At 69.5% G+C, this 20,755-nt stretch carries 19 protein-coding genes; 9 read left to right on the forward strand and 10 right to left on the reverse strand.

Annotated elements, in window-relative coordinates; all coding sequences use genetic code 11:
* Positions 1-30: 30 nt before the first annotated feature.
* Both ACG04R_RS16110 and ACG04R_RS16115 read right to left on the reverse strand, forming a co-directional pair.
* On the reverse strand, positions 31-1,623 hold the full coding sequence (locus tag ACG04R_RS16110) for a response regulator (protein ID WP_394412618.1): 1,593 nt from the start codon (positions 1,621-1,623) through the stop codon (positions 31-33).
* Positions 1,624-1,683: 60 nt separating this feature from the next.
* Positions 1,684-2,568, reverse strand: coding sequence for a LysR substrate-binding domain-containing protein (locus ACG04R_RS16115; protein ID WP_394412621.1), 885 nt, complete (start codon positions 2,566-2,568; stop codon positions 1,684-1,686).
* A gap of 107 nt (positions 2,569-2,675) precedes the next feature.
* Between ACG04R_RS16115 and ACG04R_RS16120 the strand changes: the two genes are divergently transcribed.
* From ACG04R_RS16120 to ACG04R_RS16130, 3 genes are read left to right on the forward strand one after another with little or no spacing between them, the layout of a single operon-like run.
* Positions 2,676-2,981: a carboxymuconolactone decarboxylase family protein gene (locus ACG04R_RS16120; protein WP_394412624.1), complete on the forward strand. Its 306-nt coding sequence runs from the start codon at positions 2,676-2,678 to the stop codon at positions 2,979-2,981.
* Positions 2,982-2,991: 10 nt separating this feature from the next.
* Positions 2,992-3,384, forward strand: a complete 393-nt coding sequence (locus ACG04R_RS16125) for a tautomerase family protein (RefSeq protein ID WP_394412627.1) — start codon at positions 2,992-2,994, stop codon at positions 3,382-3,384.
* Complete coding sequence (locus tag ACG04R_RS16130; RefSeq protein ID WP_394412630.1) at positions 3,384-3,848, forward strand: DUF4865 family protein; 465 nt, start codon at positions 3,384-3,386, stop codon at positions 3,846-3,848. The genes ACG04R_RS16125 and ACG04R_RS16130 overlap by 1 nt, the downstream gene beginning before the upstream one ends.
* On the opposite strand, the gene ACG04R_RS16135 is transcribed toward ACG04R_RS16130, so the two are convergent.
* The 5 genes from ACG04R_RS16135 to ACG04R_RS16155 form a co-directional block, all read right to left on the reverse strand.
* Positions 3,849-4,493 (reverse strand): response regulator, encoded by a 645-nt coding sequence (locus tag ACG04R_RS16135; protein WP_394412632.1) that lies wholly within the window; start codon positions 4,491-4,493, stop codon positions 3,849-3,851.
* Positions 4,490-6,157 (reverse strand): PAS domain-containing sensor histidine kinase, encoded by a 1,668-nt coding sequence (locus ACG04R_RS16140; RefSeq protein ID WP_394412635.1) that lies wholly within the window; start codon positions 6,155-6,157, stop codon positions 4,490-4,492. The genes ACG04R_RS16135 and ACG04R_RS16140 overlap by 4 nt, the downstream gene beginning before the upstream one ends.
* Positions 6,158-6,397: 240 nt before the next feature.
* Entirely contained in the window at positions 6,398-7,747 is a 1,350-nt protein-coding gene (gene ccsB, locus ACG04R_RS16145; RefSeq protein ID WP_394412638.1) for a c-type cytochrome biogenesis protein CcsB, read from the reverse strand.
* Positions 7,744-9,825 (reverse strand): cytochrome c biogenesis protein ResB, encoded by a 2,082-nt coding sequence (locus ACG04R_RS16150; protein ID WP_394412641.1) that lies wholly within the window; start codon positions 9,823-9,825, stop codon positions 7,744-7,746. Before ACG04R_RS16150 ends, ccsB begins: the two co-directional genes overlap by 4 nt.
* A gap of 93 nt (positions 9,826-9,918) precedes the next feature.
* A complete protein-coding gene (locus ACG04R_RS16155) occupies positions 9,919-10,539 on the reverse strand; it encodes a c-type cytochrome (protein ID WP_394412644.1) in 621 nt (206 codons plus the stop codon).
* A 70-nt stretch (positions 10,540-10,609) separates the two neighbouring features.
* Between ACG04R_RS16155 and yihA the strand changes: the two genes are divergently transcribed.
* Positions 10,610-11,359 carry a ribosome biogenesis GTP-binding protein YihA/YsxC gene (gene yihA, locus ACG04R_RS16160; protein WP_394412647.1) on the forward strand — a complete coding sequence of 250 codons (750 nt, stop codon included), beginning with the start codon at positions 10,610-10,612 and terminating at the stop codon, positions 11,357-11,359.
* Positions 11,360-11,494: 135 nt separating this feature from the next.
* On the opposite strand, the gene ACG04R_RS16165 is transcribed toward yihA, so the two are convergent.
* On the reverse strand, positions 11,495-13,507 hold the full coding sequence (locus ACG04R_RS16165; RefSeq protein ID WP_394412651.1) for a DUF1631 family protein: 2,013 nt from the start codon (positions 13,505-13,507) through the stop codon (positions 11,495-11,497).
* A 190-nt stretch (positions 13,508-13,697) separates the two neighbouring features.
* Here ACG04R_RS16165 and ACG04R_RS16170 point away from each other — a divergent pair, with 190 nt between their 5' ends.
* The gene (locus ACG04R_RS16170; RefSeq protein ID WP_394412654.1) at positions 13,698-15,785 is read left to right on the forward strand and encodes an O-linked N-acetylglucosamine transferase, SPINDLY family protein; all 2,088 of its coding nucleotides are present in this window, start codon (positions 13,698-13,700) and stop codon (positions 15,783-15,785) included.
* Positions 15,786-15,814: 29 nt separating this feature from the next.
* Positions 15,815-16,645 carry a MipA/OmpV family protein gene (locus ACG04R_RS16175; protein WP_394412657.1) on the forward strand — a complete coding sequence of 277 codons (831 nt, stop codon included), beginning with the start codon at positions 15,815-15,817 and terminating at the stop codon, positions 16,643-16,645.
* An 89-nt stretch (positions 16,646-16,734) separates the two neighbouring features.
* On the opposite strand, the gene groL is transcribed toward ACG04R_RS16175, so the two are convergent.
* Both groL and ACG04R_RS16185 read right to left on the reverse strand, forming a co-directional pair.
* Positions 16,735-18,384 carry a chaperonin GroEL gene (gene groL / locus ACG04R_RS16180; RefSeq protein WP_394412660.1) on the reverse strand — a complete coding sequence of 550 codons (1,650 nt, stop codon included), beginning with the start codon at positions 18,382-18,384 and terminating at the stop codon, positions 16,735-16,737.
* A 149-nt stretch (positions 18,385-18,533) separates the two neighbouring features.
* Positions 18,534-18,824 carry a co-chaperone GroES gene (locus tag ACG04R_RS16185; protein ID WP_394412665.1) on the reverse strand — a complete coding sequence of 97 codons (291 nt, stop codon included), beginning with the start codon at positions 18,822-18,824 and terminating at the stop codon, positions 18,534-18,536.
* A gap of 676 nt (positions 18,825-19,500) precedes the next feature.
* Between ACG04R_RS16185 and ACG04R_RS16190 the strand changes: the two genes are divergently transcribed.
* From ACG04R_RS16190 to ACG04R_RS16200, 3 genes are read left to right on the forward strand one after another with little or no spacing between them, the layout of a single operon-like run.
* Positions 19,501-19,740 (forward strand): hypothetical protein, encoded by a 240-nt coding sequence (locus ACG04R_RS16190; protein WP_394412668.1) that lies wholly within the window; start codon positions 19,501-19,503, stop codon positions 19,738-19,740.
* A gap of 36 nt (positions 19,741-19,776) precedes the next feature.
* Positions 19,777-20,070, forward strand: a complete 294-nt coding sequence (locus ACG04R_RS16195; protein WP_394412671.1) for a helix-turn-helix domain-containing protein — start codon at positions 19,777-19,779, stop codon at positions 20,068-20,070.
* Complete coding sequence (locus tag ACG04R_RS16200; RefSeq protein ID WP_394412674.1) at positions 20,067-20,645, forward strand: reverse transcriptase family protein; 579 nt, start codon at positions 20,067-20,069, stop codon at positions 20,643-20,645. The genes ACG04R_RS16195 and ACG04R_RS16200 overlap by 4 nt, the downstream gene beginning before the upstream one ends.
* Positions 20,646-20,755: the final 110 nt, after the last annotated feature.

The following is a 20,755-nucleotide window of genomic DNA, read 5'->3' on the forward strand; positions in this document are numbered from 1 at the left end:
GGCGTTCTCCCTGGTCTTGTCTTTGCCGCGTCAGCGGCCGCCGTGGCGTGCCAGTGCGTCGGCAAGGCGGCCGGCCAGCTCCAGCACGTCCAGCGGCTTGGTCCAGTAATCGTCGAAGCCGGCCTGCATCGCGCGCTCGATCTGGGTCGGCGTCGCGTCGGCCGACAGCGCGATGCACAGCGTGTCGGCGAGGGCCGGGTCGGCGCGCAGTTGGCTCACGACCTCCAGCCCCGAGATGCCGGGCAGGTTGATGTCGGCCAGCACGACCTCGGGCCGGCGCGTCCGCGCCAGCGCCAGGCCGCTGCGGCCGTCGGCGGCGTGCAGCACCTGCCAGTCTCGGCGCTCGCGCAGCGCTTCCTGCACGAGCAGCGTGTTCAGCGGCTCGTCCTCGATGTAGAGCAGCGTGAAGGCGTCGGCGGCGGGGCCGTTGGCGGCCTCGGGCTCGCGGATGGCCTCGGCGCGATCCAGGTCCAGCAGGCCGTCAACGAGCTGGTGCAGCCGCTGGGCCGACGACAGCACCCACTCGATGCGCTCGCGCTGCCGTGCGGTGAGCGGTTCGTCGTCGGCCAGCAGCAGCAGCTGGCTGAAGCCCAGCACCGCGTTCAGCGGTGTGCGCAGTTCATGGCTGGCGCGCGACAGGAAGGCGCTCTTCTCGGCGCTGGCGCGCTCGGCGGCTTCCTTGTCGCGACGCAGGCGTGCGACCTCGACATGCTCGTCCACGTCGGCGATGAAGCCATGCCACAGCACGGTGCCGTCGGCCAGCCGCGAGGGGCTGGCGTGCACGGAGCGCCAGCCGGGTTGCAGCCGATCAGGCAGGCAGACGCGGAACAGGTGCTGCCAGGGCTGATGGGTGTGGGCGGCATCGGCCATGCAGCGCAGCAACCCGCGCAGGTCGTCGCGGTGGCAGCGCTCCAGATAGCTGCGCAGGCCCGGCGGCTGCAGCGGCGCGAGTGCGCCGAACACGGCCTCGGCCTGGCCGCTGACGAAGCTGAGCCGGCCCCGCTGGCCGGGCGGCTTGCGGTACTGGAACAGCATGCCGGGCGTCTCGCGGCTGAGGCTCATCAGCAGCTCGGCGCGATCCTGCAGATCGGCGCGGCTGGCCAGCAGATCGGCATGCTCGCGGCGGTGGCTGAACCAGGCCGCCACGGCGTTGGCGATGTCGGCCAGCAGCGTGGCCTGCACCGCGTCGAGCCGGCGCGGCACGGTGTCGGCCACGCAAAGCGCGCCCAGCGTCAGGCCGTCCAGGCGGATGGGCAGGCCGGCATAGGCGCGCAGGCGGGGCCCGCCGGTGACGCAGGCGCTGGCGGCGAAGCGCGGGTCGGCGTGGGCGTCGGGCACCTCGAACAAGGTCTCGCCGCGGATGGCATGGGCGCAGAACGAGGTGTCGCGGTCGTCGCCCGTCAGGTCGATGCCGTAGCGTGCCTTGAACCACACGCGGCGCTCGCCGACGAGGCTGACCAGCGCGACGGGGAAGCCCAGCAGGTGGGCCGCGCAGCGCACCAGGCCGTCCAGCACGGCATCTGGCTCGGCGTCAGCGCCGGGGCCGGCGAGGCCCAGTTCGGCCAGGCACTGCAGGCGCTCGGCCTCGCGGGTTTCGGGGGCGGGAAGTTCGGCGGCAATCATGGGAGCTCAATCTAGGTGCCCCCCCGTGGTGGCGATGCCGGGAAATCTTGATCGAGGCTGTCAGGCCGTTCGGAGCATGTTGAGCGAGGTCTTCAGGTGAGCTTGCAGCAGGCTTTCCAGGCGCTGTACCGGGCCTGAGGGATCGGCGTCGCTGCGATGCAGTTGCAGTGCGACGGCGGGCAGCCGGGGCAGGCCGGGCAGCGCGGCCAGCCGCTCGGGCAGGCCGGCGCGGGTTCGCACGGTGACGCCCAGGCCGGCGTCCACCGCGGCCCAGATGCCGGCCAGGCTGGGGCTGGTGAAGGCGATGCGCCAGGGGCGCCGCGCCTTGTCCAGCGCTGCGATGGCGGTGCTGCGCATCAGGCAGGGGGCCTCCAGCACGGCCAGCGGCACCGGTTCGTCGGCGGCCAGCCCTGTCGGGGCCTGGCCGGCGCGCCCTATCCACTGCATGGGCAGCCGCGCGACACGCCGCGTGTGCGCCGTGGCCCGGCCGCCGTCCCAGGCGAGCGCCAGGTCCAGCTGGCCGCGCTCGACCTGTTCGATCAGCTCGGCGTTGCGTGCCAGCCGCGCCTGCACGCGCACGTTGGGGTGGGCGCGCGCGAAGCCGCCCAGCACGGTGGGCAGCAGCGACTCGCCGAAGTCCTCCTGCACGCCCAGTCGCACCTCGCCCTTCAGCTCGGCGCCGCGCACCGCGTGGGCCGCCTCGTCGTTGAGGTCCAGCAGCCGGCGCGCGTAGCCCAGCAGCACCTCGCCGGCCGGTGTCAGCACCATGCCGCGGCCGGCCTTGCGCAGCACCGGTGAGCCGGCCTGGTCTTCCAGCTTCTTCAGCTGCGCGCTGACGGCCGAGGTGGAACGCCCCAGCCGGTCCGCCGCCTTGGCGAAGCTGCCCAGCTCCACGCCGGCGACGAGGGTGCGCAGCACGTCGAGATCGAAGGTGATGCGGCGCATCGTGATCGTCCTGATTGACGGGACGTTGCGTCCCGAACTTTCTGATTATCAGGACGAAGAGAAGGGCCTAACTTTCGGCTGAGATCAGAACTGAAAGGACCCCTCCGATGACTTCATCTTCCCTGGCCACCCACCCCATCAGTCGCGTCGCGCCCAAGCTGGCTGAACTGAGCGAGCAGGTGCTGTTCGGCGACGTCTGGCAGCGCCTGCCGCTGACGCCGCGCGACCGCAGCCTCGTCACCGTCGCCGCGCTGGTGGCGCTGGTGCGCCCCGAGCAACTGCCTTTCCATCTGCGGCGTGCGCTGGACAACGGCGTCACGCGCGAGGAGCTGGCGGAGCTGGTCACGCACCTGGCCTTCTATGCCGGCTGGCCCGCCGCCGCCACGGCCTGCACGGTGCTGGACGCACTCTGAAGGACCCGCCATGCCCTACACCCGCATCTCCCTGCACGCCGGCCGGCCGCCGGCATTCCTGGTTGCGCTGTCCGACGGCCTGCACGCGGCCATGGTCGAGGCCTTCGACGTGCCGCCGGCCGATCGCTTCCATGTCTTCCACCAGCACGCGCCCGGCGAGCTGGTCGTTGACCGCGACTACCTCGGTGGCCCGCGCGGTGACGGCTTCGTGCTGATCGCCATCACGGCTGGCAAGCCGCGTTCGGCAGACACGAAGCGGCGCTTCTACCGCCGCCTGGCCGAGCGGCTGGCCGAGTCGCCGGGCATCGCGCCGCGCGACGTGATGATGGTCATCACGTCGACGCAAGCCGAGGACTGGTCGTTCGCCAACGGCGTCGCGCTGATCGACGCACTGGAGCCGTGATGCTGGCGATGCAATACACGATCACGTTGCCCGACGACTACGACATGGCCGTCATCCGCCAGCGCATCCGCGACAAGGGTCACCTGCTCGACGGCTTCGACGGGCTGTTGTTCAAGGCCTATCTCTACGCCTGTCGCGGCGAGGACGGGGCGCAGAACCTGTACGCGCCGTTCTACGTCTGGCGCGACACGGCAGGCATGGACCGCTTCCTGCGCGGGCCGGGCTTTGCCGCGTTGTCGGCGGACTTCGGCCGGCCGGCGGTGCGGTTGTGGGCGGTGTCGGCGCTGACAGGCGCGCCTGATCGCCAGGCGCGCTGGGCCACGCTGGGCGACGAGGTGCGCGGCGGCGCGAGCACCACCGCCGGGCTGTACGACCCCGGGCCGTGGATGAGCGCCAGCTTCGAGCTGTGGCCGGACGAACCGCCTGCACCGCGCTTTCGCGTCGGCTATGTCGCCGCCGGTTGATCAGGCGTCGTCGCTGATCAGCCCGTGCCGCAGCGCCAGCTTGACGAGAGCCGTCACGTCGGCGACGCCCAGCTTGGCCATCAGCCGGCTGCGGTAGCTGTCCACCGTCTTGGGCGACAGGTGCAGCTCGGCGGCGATCTCGCTGCTGGACTGGCCGTTGACGACCATCGTGACGACCTGGCGCTCGCGCACCGACAGGCTGGTGAACGGGTCCTCGCCCGACCCCTGCGCCAGCGCGCGCGCGGCGAGTTCGGCCACGCCCTGACCCAGGTGGCGACGGCCGGCGCGCAAGGCTTCGATGGCCTGCAGCAGTTCCTCCGACGGCGAGCCTTTCAGCACGTAGCCGCAGGCGCCCAGCTTGAGCGCCATGCCGACGTGGCGCGGCTGGGCCGACATCGTCAGCACCAGCGGCCGCGTCGGTAGGTGGCGGCGCTGCAACTCCTCCAGCAGCTCCATGCCGGAGCGCGTGCCGAGCGACAGGTCGACGAGCACGATGTCAGGTGTGAGCTGCTGCAGCTGGGCCAGCGCCTCGGTGATGTCGCCGCTGTCGCCGACAACGTCGTGGCCGGCTTCGGTCAGCACGGCGCGCAGGCCCTGGCGCACCATGGCGTGGTCGTCGACGAGGTAGACGCGGGCTCGGGTCATTCGGCAGTCTCCCAAAGCAAGGTGAGTGCGGTGCCGCCGCCGGCGCGCGGCTCCAGCGCCAGCCGCGCGCCGATGGCGCGGGCGCGTTCGCGGATGCCGACGAGGCCGAGGTGGCCCGGGCGGCGCTCGAAGCCCGGCGCCAGGCCGATGCCGTCGTCCTCGACGCGGAGCTCGATGTCATCGGGGCCACCCTGGAAGCAGACGCGGACTTCGTTCGGGCGGGCGTGACGCAGCGCGTTCTCCAGGCCTTCGCGGGCGATCATGAACACGGCGTATTCGACCTCGGCGGGCCAGCGCTGCGTCGCCAGCGTGGCGTCGGCGTCCAGCGCGAGGCGCACGTTGCAGTGCAGCGCGCGGCGCTGGGCGACCTCGTTGTCCAGCGCCGCGCACAGGCCCTCGGCCTCCAGAAGCGGCGGGCGCAGGTCGACGAGCACCTCGCGCAGTTCGCGCAGCGCCTGGTCGATGAGGTCGCGCGCCTGCTGGCGGGCGTCGGTGGCGCCGAGGTCCAGCGTCAGGCGCAGCGCCGTCAGCGTCTGGCCCAGCTGGTCGTGCAGGGCCTGGGCGAGGTGGCGCGTCGTCTCGCGCTCCTGGGCCATGAGCTGCTCGGCCAGCGCCGACAGCGTGGCCTCGGCGTCGATCTGCGCGGAGATGTCGACGACGACGCACAGCAGCAGGGCCCGGCCGCCCAGCTCGACGGGCTCGGCCACCAGCTTGGCGTGCAGCCGGCAGCCGGACGCGGGCCGCAGCTCGCGGTCGTCGATCTCGGTGCGGCCGGCCAGGCCCGGCAGCGGCGCCAGCCCCAGCGCGGCGGCCGTCTGGCCGGCAACGGACAGCGTGGGCCAGCCCAGCAGCCGTGCCAGCTCCTCGTTGGACTCGACGACGGTCTCGCTGGCCGCGTCGATCAGCGCGATGCCCACCGGCACGGTGTGGAAGAGGGCGCGGAACTTGGACTGGCTGTCGGTCAGCGCCTGCTCGGTGAACTTGGCAACGCTGATGTCGGACAGCGTCGCCAGCACGCGGGCGGGCCTGCCGTCGGCGCCGTGCTCGGTCCAGCCGCGGCAGTGCAGCCAGCGTGCCGGCTGGGCTGCGGGGCCGGCCAGGCGCACATCGATGTCCAGCGGCGCGCCGTGCTGCAGATGGGATTGCAGCGCGGCGCGCCAGAGGCCCAGGTCGTCTGCATGCAGCAGCTCGGCGATGCGGCCCGTGCGGCCCGCGAGGGCGCGGGCGCGCGGCGACAGGTATTCGCTGTCGGCGGCGATGTCCCATTCCCACAGGCCGTCGGCCGAGCCCCGCATCGCGCGGGCGTAGCGGGCCTGTTCGGCATCAGCGGCACCGAGATCGCGGGCGACGCAGAGCCAGCCGCCGCCCGGCAGCGGCGCGACGCTGGCCTCGAACCGCGCGGCGCGTCCGGCAAGCGTGCGCAGGGAGTAGCCCAGGCGTCGCGGCTGGCTGTCGCAGGCTGCGAGGAAGCGACGAGCCACATGCGGCGGGCCGATACCGGCCAGCGGCCGGCCCTGCAGCGTGGCCCAGGGGGCGTGCAGGTCGGCGTGGTCCGGGTGGTTGCACGCGGAGAAGCGCAGGTCCGGCCCGATCAGGAAGGCCAGCTCCGGCAAGGCCGCGGCGATGGCCGGCGCGGCCTGCATCCAGGGCTCGCGGTCCAGCATCGTTAGCCGCCTGTCATTCGTTTGTGGCGGTGCTTGGCTGTTGCGGGCCGAGCGCCGGGCCGCTCCCAAGCCGGCCCGTCCTGGCGATGTGCGTGTGGCTCAATGCCGCACGCATCGCCGTCCCCTCGGGGGCTGAGGCCGGACACAGGGCGTCCAGTGGACGGCCTGTGTCTGCCGAAGCTCTGCGGCCGCTGGCCGCAGAGCGGTCCCGGCCAAGGTACTCCTTGGACGAGGGGCTCATCAAAGCGTACCGTAGCTGTGCAGGCCGCTGAGGAACATGTTGACGCCGAGGAAGGCGAAGGTCGTGACCAGGAGGCCCACGAGTGCCCACCAGGCCGCGACGTTGCCGCGCAGGCCCTTCATCAGGCGCATGTGCAGCCAGGCCGCGTAATTGAGCCAGACGATCAGCGCCCAGGTCTCCTTCGGGTCCCAGCTCCAGTAGCCACCCCAGGCCTCGGCCGCCCAGAACGCGCCGAGGATGGTGGCGATCGTGAAGAACGCGAAGCCCAGCGCGATGGCCTTGTACATGAGGTCATCGAGTTGGGGCAGGTCGGGCAGGCGGGCCGTCAGGCGCGGGCGCAGCGCGATCGCCAGCGCCATGAACACGGCGACGCCGGCGATCTTGTAGGCCCAGCCTTCCATGCCGGTGACGGTGGCCGCGTCCAGTGCGGCGCCGAAGCGCACGGCCAGGATGACCGCGATGACGCCCGCCGGCATGGCGACGAGCCCGATCCACAGCGAGCGGGTCTGGGCGGTCTTCAGCAGGTAGGCCAGTGCCACCATGGAGGCCAGCGCGAAGCTGCCGTAACCGACGAAGTTGGCCGGCACGTGGATCTTCATCCACCAGCTCTGCAGCGCGGGCACCAGCGGCTGGATCTCCTGCGCCTCGCGCGCCACCGTGTACCAGAGCAGGAAGCTGACCGCGCCGCTGACGACCAGCATCACGTAGGCGCCCAGCGACCGCGTCGCGAAGCGCTGCTCGTAGTAGAGGTGGAACAGCGTCGTCAGCCAGCAGAACAGCACGAAGACTTCGTAGAGGTTGCTGACGGGGATGTGGCCGATGTCGGGGCCGATCTGGTGGCTTTCGTACCAGCGCACCAGCGTGCCGATCAGCGCCATGCCCACGCCGCCCCAGGCCAGCTTGGAGCCGACGACCTCGGCCATGCTGTTGCGTCCCGCGCCGGTGAAGAAGCCGCCCCAGTAGAAGAGCGTGCTCATGTAGAACAGCAGGCTCATCCACAGGATGGCGCTCTGGCTGGACAGCAGGTACTTGAGCCAGAAGACCTTCTCGCCGGCGGCGAGGTCGGCGCCGAAGCTGTCGGTGTGCTGGGCGTACAGGCCGATGGCCACCAGCGTGGCGGCGCCGGTCACGACGCTCAGCAGCCGCAGCGGCTTCCAGAACCAGCCCAGTGCGATGAGGGCCGGCACGGCGCACAGCAGGATGCCCTGCTCGTAGACGTCCATGCTGGCGTGGTAGCGGCTGAACGCATAGCCGCCGCCCAGCAGCACGAGTGCGGCGAAGGCCCAGTCCAGCGTGTCGCGGCGCTGCAGCGCGTGGCGGCGCGGCAGGTCGAAGGTGGTGGTGTTCATGCGTGTTCTTTCAGGATGGCGGCCTTGATCTGCGCGAACAGCGTGGCGTTGTCGGGCGACTCGCGGGTGCTGGACATGGCCATGCGCACCTGCGAGCTGGCGGTATCGGCGCTGGGGGCAAGCCACACCCACAGCCGCCGCTCCTTGACGTAGAGCATGGCGAAGACGCCGACGATGAGCAAGAGGGCACCCAGATACACCAGCTTCCTGCCCGGCGCGCGCGCCACCTGGAATTCGCTGGATTGGACCTGGTCGAAACTGTCGAGTTGCAGCAGCATGGGTGACGGGTAGTACAGGCTGTCGGACAGCGACAGCACCGCCTGCGTCATGAAGGCCTGGGTCTGCGTGTCGACCGCGGCGGGCGGCAGGCCGGTGTGTTCCCGGGCCAGCTGGTGCAGTTCAAACAGGCTGCCGTTGAGGATGCGCAGCAGCACCTCGGAGACGCGCTGGCGCTCCTTCTCCGGCACGTCGCGCTCGATGAACTGCGACAGCGCGGGCAGGCCGCCCTTGACCTCGTCGCCGGGCTTGGCGGCGGCGCCCGAGAAGAGCGTCAGCGCGCGCTGCGCGGTGAGCACCAACTGCTCGCGCATCTGCGGCTGGGCGGCCGGTGTGGCGGATGCGGCATAGCTGCGGGCGGCGGCGTCGCGCATCACCGGGTCGGCCAGCGCCTGGCGAAGGCGCAGCCAGCCGTCCAGCGCGCCGTTCTCGTCAGCCGGCATGCGCAGGTAGCGGAAGTTGTCGGCCGGCGTGTCGCGCACACCGGCCAGGAACACGCGCTGGCCGTCCAGCTCCACCGGCATCATGTAGTTGTTGAACTCGCGCGCCTGGCCGGCCGCGTCGCGCAGCTTGTAGCTGAAGCTGGGGCCCACGTTGTGCAGCGCCTTGGTGGCGCTGGTCTTGGCGCCGCTGCCCAGGTGGTTGCTCAGGCGTTCGCCGAGGTCGACCTTGCGCACGTCGGCGCCGCTGGCATTGGCGCTGTCGTTGGCGAGGTTCTCGACGTTGATGACGCGCAGCCCGTCCAGCTCCAGCATCTGGTCGCCGAACTTCATCTGCGTGCCGACGATGCCTTCGATGCCGACCGGCGTGCCGCCGGCCAGCGGCAGGGCCTTGAGCCGCAGCTTGCTGCCGCCGTCGCCGAAGCTGCTCTGGTAGATGGCCAGGCCGTTGTGGATGACGGGCTCGTTGACCTTGACCGTGGCCTCGCGGGTCGTCGCGCCGTCGTGGATGACGATGTCGCTCGCGAAGCTCTTGGGCATGCCGGTCGGGTAGTAGTCGACCTTGAAGGCTTTCAGCTCGATGTCGAAGGGCAGGTCCTGCAGCACGATGCCGCTGGGCAGGCCCAGCACGGCGACGCCGCGGCGCTGGTGCTCCGGCACCGACACATTGCCGCGGAAGCTCGGGTTGGCGGCGCTGAGGCGGTGCTGGGCGCCGATCTCGCTGACGAAGTTCGCGCCGCCGGCGTAGATCTGCTTGCCCTGCGCCCACATCGCGAGTTTCACCATCGCGTTGCCGTCCAGCACGCCGCCGACGAGGATGAGCACGATGGCCGAGTGCGCGGCCAGGTAGCCGATCTTGTTGGCCGCGCCGCGCCGCGCCGCGATCATGATGCCGTGCTCGCGCTGCTGCACGCGGGCCTTCCAGCCCAGCGCCGCCAGCACGTTGCCGATCTCGGCCAGCGCCATCTGCGGGTTGCTGGGCAGCTCGCCGATGGCCTTGTGGTGGTGGGCCTGCAGCGACTGCTCGCGCACGCCTTCCTTGTAGTTCTTCAGGTCCGCCAGGATCTTGGGTGTGTTGCGGGCGATGCACAGGCTGGTCGAGACGACCAGGAAGGCCAGGATCACCAGGAACCACGGCGCGCTGTAGACCGTGTACAGGCCCAGCTTGCCGAACACCTCGGCCCAGAAGGGACCGAACTGGTTGATGTAGTTGCCCATGGGCTCGCTCTGGCGCAGCACCGTGCCGATGACGGCCGAGATGCAGATCACGCACAGCAGCGTGATCGCAAAGCGCATGGACGAGAGCAGGTCCAGCAGTTCGCGGGCGGTGGAGGAGCGGGGAGCGGCAGCGGCGGTGGACATCAGGCGACCTGGATCTGGGTCAGGGAGTGTCGGCCAAGAAAAAAGGCCGGTGCGTGACACCGGCCTTCGTTCAGCAAGGCTGTTTGCGCTGGATCAACGCAGGCCGGCGACATAGTCCGACACGGCCTTGATCTCCTTGTCGTTCATCTTGGCGGCCACAGCCATCATCTGCGGCGAATTGGTGCGTGTGCCGGCGCGGAAGGCGGTCATCTGCGCTTCGACGTAGTCGCCGTGCTGGCTGCCGATGCGCGGGTACTGGGCCGGGATGCCCGAGCCGTTGGGGCCGTGGCAGCCGGCGCAGGCCGGGATGCTGCGGTCAGCGATGCCGCCGCGGTAGATCTTCTGGCCCAGCTCGACGGTGTCCTTGTTCTTCGCGAAGCCGGGCTTGGCCGTCTTGCTGGCGTAGAAGGCAGCGACGTTGCGGATGTCTTCTTCGGACAGCGGCGCGGCCATGCCGTTCATGACGGCGTTCTTGCGCTTGCCGGCTTTGAACTCGGTCAGCTGTTTGACCAGATATTCGGCATGCTGGCCCTGCAGGATGGGGTTGGCCGGGCTGCCGCGCGAGCCATCCGCGGTGTGGCAGGCCGAGCACACCTGGGCCGAAATGGTGCCACCCTTGGCGAGGTCCGGCTTGGCCGGCGCGGCGGCGGGCTCGTTCGCGGAGGCCGTGACAGCCAGCAAGAGACTCGACAGGAGAATGGCGACAGTCTTCATGTTTTGTTGGGTTCTCAAAGGGCGCAACCTTCGAATTTTACAATGCCGAATCACAGCGTCCGACCCGCCCATGACCAACGAAATCCCTGATGCCGCTTCCTCGGAACCTCTGACCGAGAAGCTGGCCCTGGCCTGGACGCACACCGCGCGCTTCCTGACCACGGCCAGCCAGCTGGTCCACCTGCCTGCCACCGAGTTGCCCGAGATCGCCTTCGTCGGCCGCTCCAACGCCGGCAAATCCACCGCCATCAACACGCTGGCGCAGCAGAAGCGTCTGGCCTTCGCGTCCAAGACGCCCGGCCGCACACAGCACATCAACCTGTTCGAGCTGGGGCCCAAGGACGCCGCCGACGCGCTGTTCGCCGACTTGCCGGGCTACGGCTACGCCGCCGTCGCCAAGTCCGCCAAGGTGCGCTGGCAGAAGGTGATGGCCGACTACCTGGCCGTGCGGCGCAGCCTGTCCGGTGTCGTGCTGATGGTGGATTCGCGCCTGGGCCTGACCGACCTCGACAAGCAGTTGCTGGAGTTCGTCGAGGCCCGCGTGGCCACCGGCGAGATCAAGCTGCTGGTGCTGCTGACCAAGTCCGACAAGCTCAACCGCAAGGAGGCCGACGCGGCGCTGCGCGCGACGACCGAGTTCCTGGCCGGCATGACGACAGAGAACTCCGACGTCGCGGTGACGCTGTTCTCGGCGCTCAAGAAGAGCGGCGTGGGCGACGTGGCAATGGTGCTGCGCGAGTGGGTGCTGGCGCACCAGTCGGCCGGCGAGGTGCCCGACGACGTGCTCGCGGCGGCGCCTGCCGAGCCTGACGAGGGCTGACGCGCTTCACGATGGGGTCTGTGCGGCGGCGCAGCCCGCCGCTTGATCGAGCAGCCGCCGCGGAGCTGGCTTTGCCAGGCCGCTGGCGGCGCCCCCTTGAGGGGGATGCGCGTCAGCGCCTTCGGGGGTGGGTCATCACCCGCCGTCCAGGTCGCTCATCAGCGTGTCGACGGCGCGCTGCACGACGCTGTCGTCCTCCAGCGCCGTGATGAGGCCGTTGGCCAGCAGCGCCTCCAGCGCACGACGTGTCAGCGGCATGCGCTCTTCCGCCTCGCGGCCGACGAACAGCATGAACTGGTGACCCTCGCCGATCCAGGCGATCTGGGCCGTGTGCCAGTCGCCCTGGATGAACATGTGGAACCAGCGGCCGATCTGCAGGCCGTCGATCCAGCGCTGCAACGCGGCGCGGGCGTCGGGCGAGTCGTGCTCGTTGTAGAGCTGCACCGGCACGGTCGGCAGCTCGCCGCGGTCGACATCGACGCTGAGCCAGTGCGACGGCACCTGCGAGTCGCGCTCCTCCATGAGCCGCCGCACGATCTCGTCGGCCGAGGCCGGTGCGTTGCTGCTGGTGGCATCGGGCCGTGTCGGGCGGCGCGCACCCGGGTCCAGCGCCGGCTGGCCGCGCAGCAGGCGGGCGTGCTGGCCCATCAGTTCGGTGAGCGCGGGCTCGCGCTTGGCGTCCGGCAGCTGGATGCTGTCGCAGCCGGCCATCAGCCGCTCGATGAGCACCGGCAGCCGCATGCGCAGCGCCTCGCGGTCGGCCGAGTCGCGTGGCGTCGTGAGGCTGTCGATGACGGCGTCCACCGTTTCCATCGCAGCCAGCGCCTCCTGCGATTCGCGTCCGTGGCGGACCATCGCCGAGACGATGACCTCCACCCAGGCCGTCTGCAGGAAGCGGTGCATGCGCGGCGCCAGCGGCGCGCCGGCAATCTGGTGGTCGATCTGCTCGCGGATCAGCTCGCGCCATTCGTTGCGCTGCTGGCCACGTTCCAGCGCGGCCAGCGCGACGGCGTTCTGCGCGCTGCTCTGGCGGGCCTGCTGGTCGATCTGCGCGTCCACGCGGGCCAGCACCTGCTGGAACAGCATCGCGGTGGGCGTCGGCGCGTCGACCAGCAACTGGGCCTCGGCCTCCATGAAGCGCAGGAACTCGACGAGGCGCGGGTCGTCCACGCGTTCGAAGGCCATGCCATGGGCGGCCACGCGGTTCAGCAGCGACCAGGTGGGGTGATCCTGTCGGCGCAGCAGCGTCGCGTCGGCGCGCGCCAGGCGCACGACGGCGATCTGCAGCCGCGCGAGCAAGGCCTTCAGCGGAGGCAGCAGGCGCGGGTCGGCGAGGATCTGGTCGTAGAGCCGGCTCAGCATGTCCGGCCCCGTCGTGCGCACGAAGGGCGCGGGGGCGTTCGGGTCGCGCGGCGCGGCGGCGCCCAGGCCCTGGGGCCGCGAATTGGCGGCGTCGACGCGGCGCGACAGCCCGTCCAGCGTGCCCTGGCCGGAGCGCGAGCCGATGCCGCGTGCGGCAGCCAGGCGCTGGTGGGCCAGCGGGTCGCTCTGCGTGCGGCCGTGCGAGGCCACCATGTCGCCGATGTTGGCGGCGTGCAGCGTTGCGCAGGCGGCGACGTACTGGCGGTTCAGCGCGCGGGCCAGCGGCCCGGCGGCCACCCGCATCAGCTCGTACTGGGCCTGTGCACCGACCGGGCTGACGGCCAGCGCGTGGTGCAAGGCGTGCGCGTAGAGGGCGGGGCGCAGCGGGTTGTCGCGTTCGCGGGCGCGGGCGATGCCGCGCAGCGCGGCGTAGAAGTTGCCGATCTGGTGCAGCTCGGCGCGGCTCATCTCCTCGGCCGCCTGGGCGACGTGGGCGATGGCGACGTCCTGCAGCGCCTGGTGTTCGTCGACGAGGCTCAGGCTCTCGAGTCCGCCGATCTGCAGCGGGCGGTGCAGCGGGTCTTCGCCGCGGCGGCCGGCCTGCAGCAGGGAGATGAGCTTGCCCTCGAAGTCGGCGGCGAAGTTGCCGCGCACCTTGCGCCAGCCGTCGCGCAGCGGGAAGTACTGGGGCTGGGCGTCGAGTTCATCCTGGACGAGATTCAGCAGCTCGCGAGCCAGGGGACCGGCCTCGGTCAACGCGTGGTCGATCAGATGATGGGGATGCAAGCTGGCAGACATGGACTCGGGACAACGGCGTGATGAGATTATCTGGCGCCGACATGGCGCGCCTTAGCGTGTTGCGGCCGCTTACCTCCCCCTCAGCCACATGGTCAACGAGACAATTCAGGACCTATTCACGCTTTTTCAGACGGGTCGTCATGCCGAGATGGCGGCCAGGGCACGAGAGCTCCTGACGGTGCACCCGAACGAGGGGCAGGTCTGGAAAGCGTTGTCGGTGGCGCAGCAACTGCTCGGCGAGGATGCGCTGCCGGCGATCGAGCGGGCCATGCAGCTGCTGCCGGGCGATGCCGACCTGCCGGCCAACCTCGGTGCGATGCTGGCCGACCGGGGCCGCTGGGCCGAGGCGCGGGCGGCCTACGAGCAGGCGTTGCGGCTGCAACCGCGCCTGGCCGGCGCGCACAACAACCTCGGCAACGCGCTGCTGGCGCTGGGGCAGCCGGGCGAGGCACTGGCGGCCTTCGACCGCGCGCTGGCGCTGCAGCCCGGCCTGGCCGCGGCCCTCGGCAACCGCGGCCGGGCGCTGCTGGCGCTGGGTCGGCATGCCGATGCAGCCGATGCGTTCGGGCGCGCCCTCGCCGCCCAGCCGGGTGACGTGGGTCTGCGCCTGCACGCGTCGACGGCGCTGGCCGCGGCGGGCCGGGCGGCGGACGCCGTCGCGGCGCTGCGTGGGGCGGTGGTCCTGGCGCCCGTGCATGTCGACGCCTGGTTCCGGCTGGGCCAGCAACTGCAGGCCGGCGGCGATGCGGCTGGTGCCGTGGAGGCCTGGGAGCGCGTGCTGGCACTGGATGCAGGCCATGCCGAGGCGGCCTGCAACCTGAGCCTGCTGCAGCCGGAGTCCGGCGAGATCGTGCTCGGCACCGCGCTGCTGGCCGGCGTGGCCGGCGAGCGCCGTGCGGCGGTGCTGGCCAACCTGGGTGGCCTGCGGCTGGCCGCCGGCCGGCATGCCGGCGCGGTGGCAGCCTACCGGGAGGCTCTGGCGCTGCTGCCGCAGTCGCCGCAGGCGCTGGGCAATCTCGCCCAGGCCTTGAAGCGCCAGGGCGCGCTGGACGAGGCGGACGCCGTGCTGGGCCGGCTCATCGAGCTGGACCCGGCGCTGCCGACGGCGCGCAGCGACCGGTTGCTGCTGCGCACCTACCGCGGTGCGGACACGGGCGACGAGGCCGCTGGGTTCGGCCGCGCGGTGCGGGCGCCGGCCGTGGCTCGCCCCGCCCGACCTGCGGGGCCGCTGCGCGTGGGCCTGGTGTCGGCCGACCTGCGCAGCCACCCGGTCGGGCGGCTGGCCGAGGCCTGGCTGCCGGCGCTGGCGGCGCGCTGCGAGCTGTTCGTCTACGCCGGCTCGCGCACCGAGGACGCACTGACGCAGCGCCTGCGCGCGGCGGTGCCGCGCTGGCTGAACGTCGCGGCACTGGACGACGACGCGCTGGCCCTGCGCATTGCCGCCGACGGCATCGACATCCTCGTCGACCTCAACGGCCACACGGGCGGCCACCGGCTGGGCGTGTTCGCGCGCCGGCCCGCACCGCGGCAGTTCAGCTGGCTGGGCTATGCCGGCAGTACGGGCCTGGCCGAGATCGATGCCTTCGTCGGCGACCGCGGGCTGCTGCCCGAAGGCGCCGAGAGCCGTTTCGTCGAGCCGCTGCGGCGGCTGCCGCACAGCTTCACCGTCTACGCGCCGCCGGCCGATGCGCCGGCCGTGGCGCCGCTGGGCGAAGCGCCGTGCTTCGGCAGCTTCAATGCGCTGCACAAGCTGGGCGACGAGGTGCTGGCGTTGTGGGCGCGCGTGCTGGACGCGGCGCCGGGCAGCCGGTTGCTCGTCAAGGCACCGGGGCTGCAGCACGCCGCCGAAAGCGCGGCGCTGTGCGCGCGCTGGCCCGGGAACGCGCAGCGGCTGGAGCTGGAAGGCCCCGGCCCGCTGGCCGACTACCTCGCCGCGTTCGGACGTGTCGACATCGCGCTGGACCCGTTCCCGCACGGCGGCGGCATGACGACGCTGGACGGACTGTGGATGGGCGTGCCGGTGCTGACGCTGCCCGGCGCGGCGACCATCTCGCGCCAGGGGCTGAGCTTCATGCAGACGCTGGGCCTGGCCGATGACTGGGTCGCGACGGATGCCGACGACTACGTGCGCCGCGCCGCGGCACGCTTGTCTGACCGCGCTGGCCTGGCCGCGCTGCGCCAGAGCCTGCGCGGGCGCATGGCTGCCAGCCCGCTGTGCGATGCCGGGCGCTTCGCCGACGACCTGCTGGCCGTTCTGACGGCATGATGCGCGCCGTTCCGACTCATTCACCGCCCATGAAGCGTCTCCTTGGCCTGACCCTGGCCGGTATCGGCGCGCTCGCGCATGCCGACGACTCCTCTGCGCCCGCGCGCCGTGACCTGCCGCTGTGGGAGGTGGGCGTGTTCGGCGTCGGCATCTCCCAGCAGGCCTACCCGGGCGCCGACCAGCAGATCCGCCGCGGCCTCGTGCTGCCCTACGTGATCTATCGCGGCGACGTGTTCCGCGCCGACGACGAGGGCGCGGGGCTGCGCGCGGTGCGTTCAGAGCACTTCGAGCTGGATATTTCCGTCGCCGCATCGCTGGGCACGGGCGGGCGCTCGCTGCGGGCTCGCCAGGGCATGCAGCGCCTGGGCACCCTGCTGGAGGCCGGTCCGGTGGCCCGCTGGTTCCTGAACGGGCGCGGCGCGCGTGACCGCGTCACATTCGAGCTGCCGTTGCGCGGCGTGTTCGATGCAGGCGACCAGTTCAGGCACAAGGGCATGAGCTTCGAGCCCGAACTGGGTGTGGAAAGCGCCGCACGCGGCGGATGGGGTTATGGCGCCAACGTGCGCGGCTTCTTCGGCGACCGGCGGCTCGGCTCGACCTTTTACGCGGTGGCGCCGTCCGAAGCCTTGCCAGACCGGCCGGCCTATGCTGCGCATGGCGGCCTGATCGCCTGGCGCCTGAACGGCCGCGTGACGCGGCAACTGACGCCGGACCTGCGCGTGTTCGCGTTCGGCCGCTTCGACAGCGTCGCGGGCGCCGCCAACCGCGACAGCCCGCTCGTACGCCAGACCAACGGCGTCACCTACGGCCTGGGGCTGACCTATACGCTGGCACGTTCGGCGGCGCGGGCGGGCGAATAGCCGCGCAGGAACCAGACGGGCAAAGAAAAAGGGGCTGCTCGCGCAGCCCCTTCTCGTTTGTCAGCGACGGGTGTGTCGCCGGCGTGGACTTACATGTCCATGCCGCCCATGCCACCCATGCCGCCCATGCCGCCAGGCATGCCGCCGCCGGCAGCTTCTTCCTTCGGCGACTCGGCGACCATGCACTCGGTCGTCAGCATCAGCGACGCGACGGACGCGGCGTTCTGCAGCGCGGTGCGGGTCACCTTGGTCGGGTCCAGGATGCCCATTTCGATCATGTCGCCATAGGTGCCGTTGGCGGCGTTGTAGCCGTAGTTGCCCTTGCCGGACAGCACGGCGTTGACGACGACCGACGACTCTTCGCCGGCGTTGTAGACGATCTCGCGCAGCGGGGCTTCGATGGCCTTCAGGATCAGCTTGATGCCGGCGTCCTGGTCGGCGTTGTCGCCCTTGATCTCGCCAGCCGCTTGCTTGGCACGCAGCAGGGCCACGCCGCCGCCGGCGACGATGCCTTCTTCAACGGCGGCACGGGTGGCGTGCAGCGCGTCTTCCACGCGGGCCTTCTTTTCCTTCATCTCGACTTCGGTGGCAGCACCGACCTTGATGACGGCGACGCCGCCGGCCAGCTTGGCCACGCGCTCTTGCAGCTTCTCGCGGTCGTAGTCGCTGGTGGCTTCCTCGATCTGGATGCGCACTTGCTTGACGCGGGCTTCGATGTCGGCAGCAGCACCGGCGCCGTCGATGATGGTGGTGTTTTCCTTGCCCACTTCGACGCGCTTGGCCTGGCCCAGGTCGGCCAGCGTGACCTTCTCGAGCGTCAGGCCGACTTCTTCGGCGATGACCTTGCCGCCCGTCAGGATGGCGATGTCTTCCAGCATGGCCTTGCGACGGTCACCGAAGCCAGGCGCCTTGACGGCGACGACCTTCAGGATGCCGCGGATGGTGTTGACCACCAGCGTCGCCAGCGCTTCGCCGTCGACTTCTTCGGCAATGATCAGCAGCGGACGGCCGGCCTTGGCCACTTGCTCCAGCGTGGGCAGCAAGTCACGGATGTTCGAGATCTTCTTGTCGAACAGCAGGACGAACGGGTTGTCCAGCAGAGCGGCTTGCTTCTCGGGGTTGTTGATGAAGTAGGGCGACAGGTAGCCGCGGTCGAACTGCATGCCTTCGACGACGTCCAGCTCGCTGTCCAGGCTCTTGCCGTCTTCGACGGTGATGACGCCTTCCTTGCCGACCTTGTCCATCGCCTCGGCGATGATGCGGCCGACTTCGGAGTCGCTGTTGGCCGAGATCGTGCCGACTTGAGCGATTTCCTTGGAGGTCGTGGTGGCCTTGGAGGCAGCCTTCAGCTGGGTCACCAGGGCGGCGACGGCCTTGTCGATGCCGCGCTTCAGGTCCATCGGGTTCATGCCGGCGGCCACGTACTTCATGCCTTCGCGGACGATGGCCTGGGCCAGCACGGTGGCGGTGGTGGTGCCGTCACCGGCGTTGTCGCTGGTCTTGGAAGCAACTTCCTTGACCATCTGGGCGCCCATGTTCTGGAGCTTGTCCTTCAGCTCGATTTCCTTGGCCACGGACACGCCGTCCTTGGTCACCGTGGGGGCGCCGAACGAGCGCTCGAGCACGACGTTGCGGCCCTTGGGGCCCAGGGTTACCTTGACCGCGTTGGCCAGGATGTTGACGCCTTCAACCATGCGGGCGCGGGCTTCGCCGCCAAAGATCACGTCTTTTGCTGCCATTTGGAATTCTCCGAATCTAAATTGGGGTCAGAGACAATTTCTCTGAGTCAGTTGAGGACAGAGCTCGCGCTGCGCGCTGCGGTCTGTCCCGCAAGCCAGTAAGTCAGCGAGGACGGAGCATCACCGCGTGATGGTCCATCCCCGGACCATTACTTTTGAACGACGGCGAAGAGGTCTTCTTCGCGCATGACCAGCAGTTCCTCGCCGTCAACCTTGACGGTCTGGCCGGAGTACTTGCCGAACAGCACGCGGTCGCCGACGACGACGTTCAGGGCCAAGAAATTGCCCTTGTCGTCGCGCTTGCCGGGGCCGACGGCCAGGACTTCACCTTGGTCAGGCTTCTCGGCGGCGTTGTCGGGGATGACGATGCCGGAGGCGGTCTTGGTTTCCTGTTCCAGGCGGCGAACGATCACGCGATCGTGCAGGGGGCGCAGCTTCATGGGGTCTCCTTCAGAGAGTTTGAACCGCAGTGGTCGCGGGCTCGTCGAGCCGCGGCGCACCGAAAAAACGGGGCTGATTATTCAGTCCGATTTCGTTAGCACTCGATTGTGGAGAGTGCTAGCAGCTGCTCATTATAGGGACGCAGGATGACGATTCAAGGCCCCCAATTCTTGGTGTCGATCGCCGGCTAAGTCGGAACTCTCGTCGTCTAAGTCTGAACCGAAGCCGATTCGAGGTCGGGGTCGGGGTCCGGCGCCGGGCGCGAAAGACCGGGGCCGCAGGTGCGGCTTGAGCGCGCTCATGCGGTCGGCTTCAAAACCACATCCGCGTTTCACTGACAGTGAACTTTGTTGACAGGAATTGAGATCTCAGGCACAGTGCTTGCCCAGGGTGAGCGTTTCGCTCACACGTTCTTTAAGTTCTAAGACTTCTCCAGCAGGAACGAAGGTTTGCTCTTCGCCAGGCACGAGCTTGGCGCTGGGTGTGACCATCACTCAGCTTCCGTCCGCAAACGGGCCCGGCTTCCCCAGGGTCCGGGCGCCGGGCGCGAACGACCGGGTCGTAGATGCGGCTCGAACGCGTTCAGAACGGTGGTGGGCTTCCGGGGCATCAGCAACTCCTTCCGGCTTTCGCTTTCTGCGGCTCGGGCGTCTTGCCCGGACTTGGAGAACCCCCATGCAGTCTTCTGACTTAAAGAAACTTGTGACCGAGCTGGATGTCTGGCTCGACTCGCGAGGTGGTTTGCTTGATGCCCCAGCTCGAGACGAATTGAAAGCTCGCCTCGACCGTTGCGCAGCGGCGGTCGAGGTCGCGATTGAAGAGGAAGAGAAGGCTCGTTTGCGAGCCGAGCTCTACCAAATCTTCGCGACGTTGATTGGCGTCTTCACGAACGTGATGTCGCTGTTCAACAAGTGAGTTCGACGGTGTTGCAGAGCAGGAAGCCCAACTTCCTTGTTGGAGTACGAATTGAATATTGGACATGCGTTGAAAGTGTGCCGCTCCGCCAAGAGGCTCTCTCTCGGAGAGCTGGCGGGGCGCACCGAACTTTCGACGTCTTACCTGTCGATGATTGAATCCGGCAAGCGTGAGCCAACGCTTTCCAGCATCGAGAAGATCGCCAGCGCCATGGGCGTGCCGACGCCGATCCTTTTGTTCCTTGCTGCAGATACCACCGAGCTCGAAGGCATCGACCCAGAGACCTCGCGTCGACTATCGGCCGCTGCCCTGGACGTGATGCGTTCGTGAACCCGAAATCCCCCACCTACCCTCACGATCCCATCCAGAGCGTCAACTCGCTCTGTCGTGCGCTTGCCGTTCCCGAGGCGCTGCTGGGCTCGCTCGCCGATCGCATTTCCAAGCTGTATATCGGCCCAAAACCGAAGCCCAAGAAGAGTGGCAACGGCTTCAGAGACGTCTACGACACCCGCCCTCCCTTGAAGCCGCTTCTCAGGCGGATAAATAAGGTCTTCTTCGAGAAGGTCGTTTTTCCTGAGTACCTACACGGTTCCATCCGCGGCTGCGACTTCATCAGCAACGCCAAGGTTCACGAGGGTTCGGTCACCGTGCTGACTGAAGACATCAAGGGATTTTTCGACCACATCACGGAAGAGCATGCGTATGACATCTGGCGGCGCTTCTTTGGCTTCGGCGAGGCGCCATCCGAGCTTCTTACGAAGCTGGTGACCAATGGGGGCCGGGTCTACCAGGGCTCGCCCACCAGTTCATACCTTGCAAACCTGGTGTTCTGGGACATCGAGCCGAGGACCGTGGCAGCGCTCCAGCAGCGCGGCATGCGCTATAGCCGTGTTGACGCCGACTGAAATTTGACCCACCCGTGAGGGCCCTGCCGACCCAAATTTGACCCAGGTGTTCAACCTACCCTGCCCGAGATATCCACAGCTGGGCGGGGGTGTGAGGAGTGATCACCATG

It is taken from the genome of Pelomonas candidula (assembly GCF_043555985.1).
In the GTDB taxonomy this organism is placed as follows: domain Bacteria; phylum Pseudomonadota; class Gammaproteobacteria; order Burkholderiales; family Burkholderiaceae_C; genus Pelomonas; species Pelomonas candidula.

Excerpts from the sequence above, each read along its gene's own strand:
- ACG04R_RS16110 (WP_394412618.1), bottom strand. The coding sequence starts at position 1,623 with ATGATTGCCGCCGAACTTCCCGCCCCCGAAACCCGCGAGGCCGAGCGC.
- ACG04R_RS16115 (WP_394412621.1), bottom strand. The coding sequence starts at position 2,568 with ATGCGCCGCATCACCTTCGATCTCGACGTGCTGCGCACCCTCGTCGCC.
- ACG04R_RS16120 (WP_394412624.1), top strand. The coding sequence starts at position 2,676 with ATGACTTCATCTTCCCTGGCCACCCACCCCATCAGTCGCGTCGCGCCC.
- ACG04R_RS16125 (WP_394412627.1), top strand. The coding sequence starts at position 2,992 with ATGCCCTACACCCGCATCTCCCTGCACGCCGGCCGGCCGCCGGCATTC.
- ACG04R_RS16130 (WP_394412630.1), top strand. The coding sequence starts at position 3,384 with ATGCTGGCGATGCAATACACGATCACGTTGCCCGACGACTACGACATG.
- ACG04R_RS16135 (WP_394412632.1), bottom strand. The coding sequence starts at position 4,493 with ATGACCCGAGCCCGCGTCTACCTCGTCGACGACCACGCCATGGTGCGC.
- ACG04R_RS16140 (WP_394412635.1), bottom strand. The coding sequence starts at position 6,157 with ATGCTGGACCGCGAGCCCTGGATGCAGGCCGCGCCGGCCATCGCCGCG.
- ccsB (WP_394412638.1), bottom strand. The coding sequence starts at position 7,747 with ATGAACACCACCACCTTCGACCTGCCGCGCCGCCACGCGCTGCAGCGC.
- ACG04R_RS16150 (WP_394412641.1), bottom strand. The coding sequence starts at position 9,825 with ATGTCCACCGCCGCTGCCGCTCCCCGCTCCTCCACCGCCCGCGAACTG.
- ACG04R_RS16155 (WP_394412644.1), bottom strand. The coding sequence starts at position 10,539 with ATGAAGACTGTCGCCATTCTCCTGTCGAGTCTCTTGCTGGCTGTCACG.
- yihA (WP_394412647.1), top strand. The coding sequence starts at position 10,610 with ATGACCAACGAAATCCCTGATGCCGCTTCCTCGGAACCTCTGACCGAG.
- ACG04R_RS16175 (WP_394412657.1), top strand. The coding sequence starts at position 15,815 with ATGAAGCGTCTCCTTGGCCTGACCCTGGCCGGTATCGGCGCGCTCGCG.
- groL (WP_394412660.1), bottom strand. The coding sequence starts at position 18,384 with ATGGCAGCAAAAGACGTGATCTTTGGCGGCGAAGCCCGCGCCCGCATG.
- ACG04R_RS16185 (WP_394412665.1), bottom strand. The coding sequence starts at position 18,824 with ATGAAGCTGCGCCCCCTGCACGATCGCGTGATCGTTCGCCGCCTGGAA.
- ACG04R_RS16190 (WP_394412668.1), top strand. The coding sequence starts at position 19,501 with ATGCAGTCTTCTGACTTAAAGAAACTTGTGACCGAGCTGGATGTCTGG.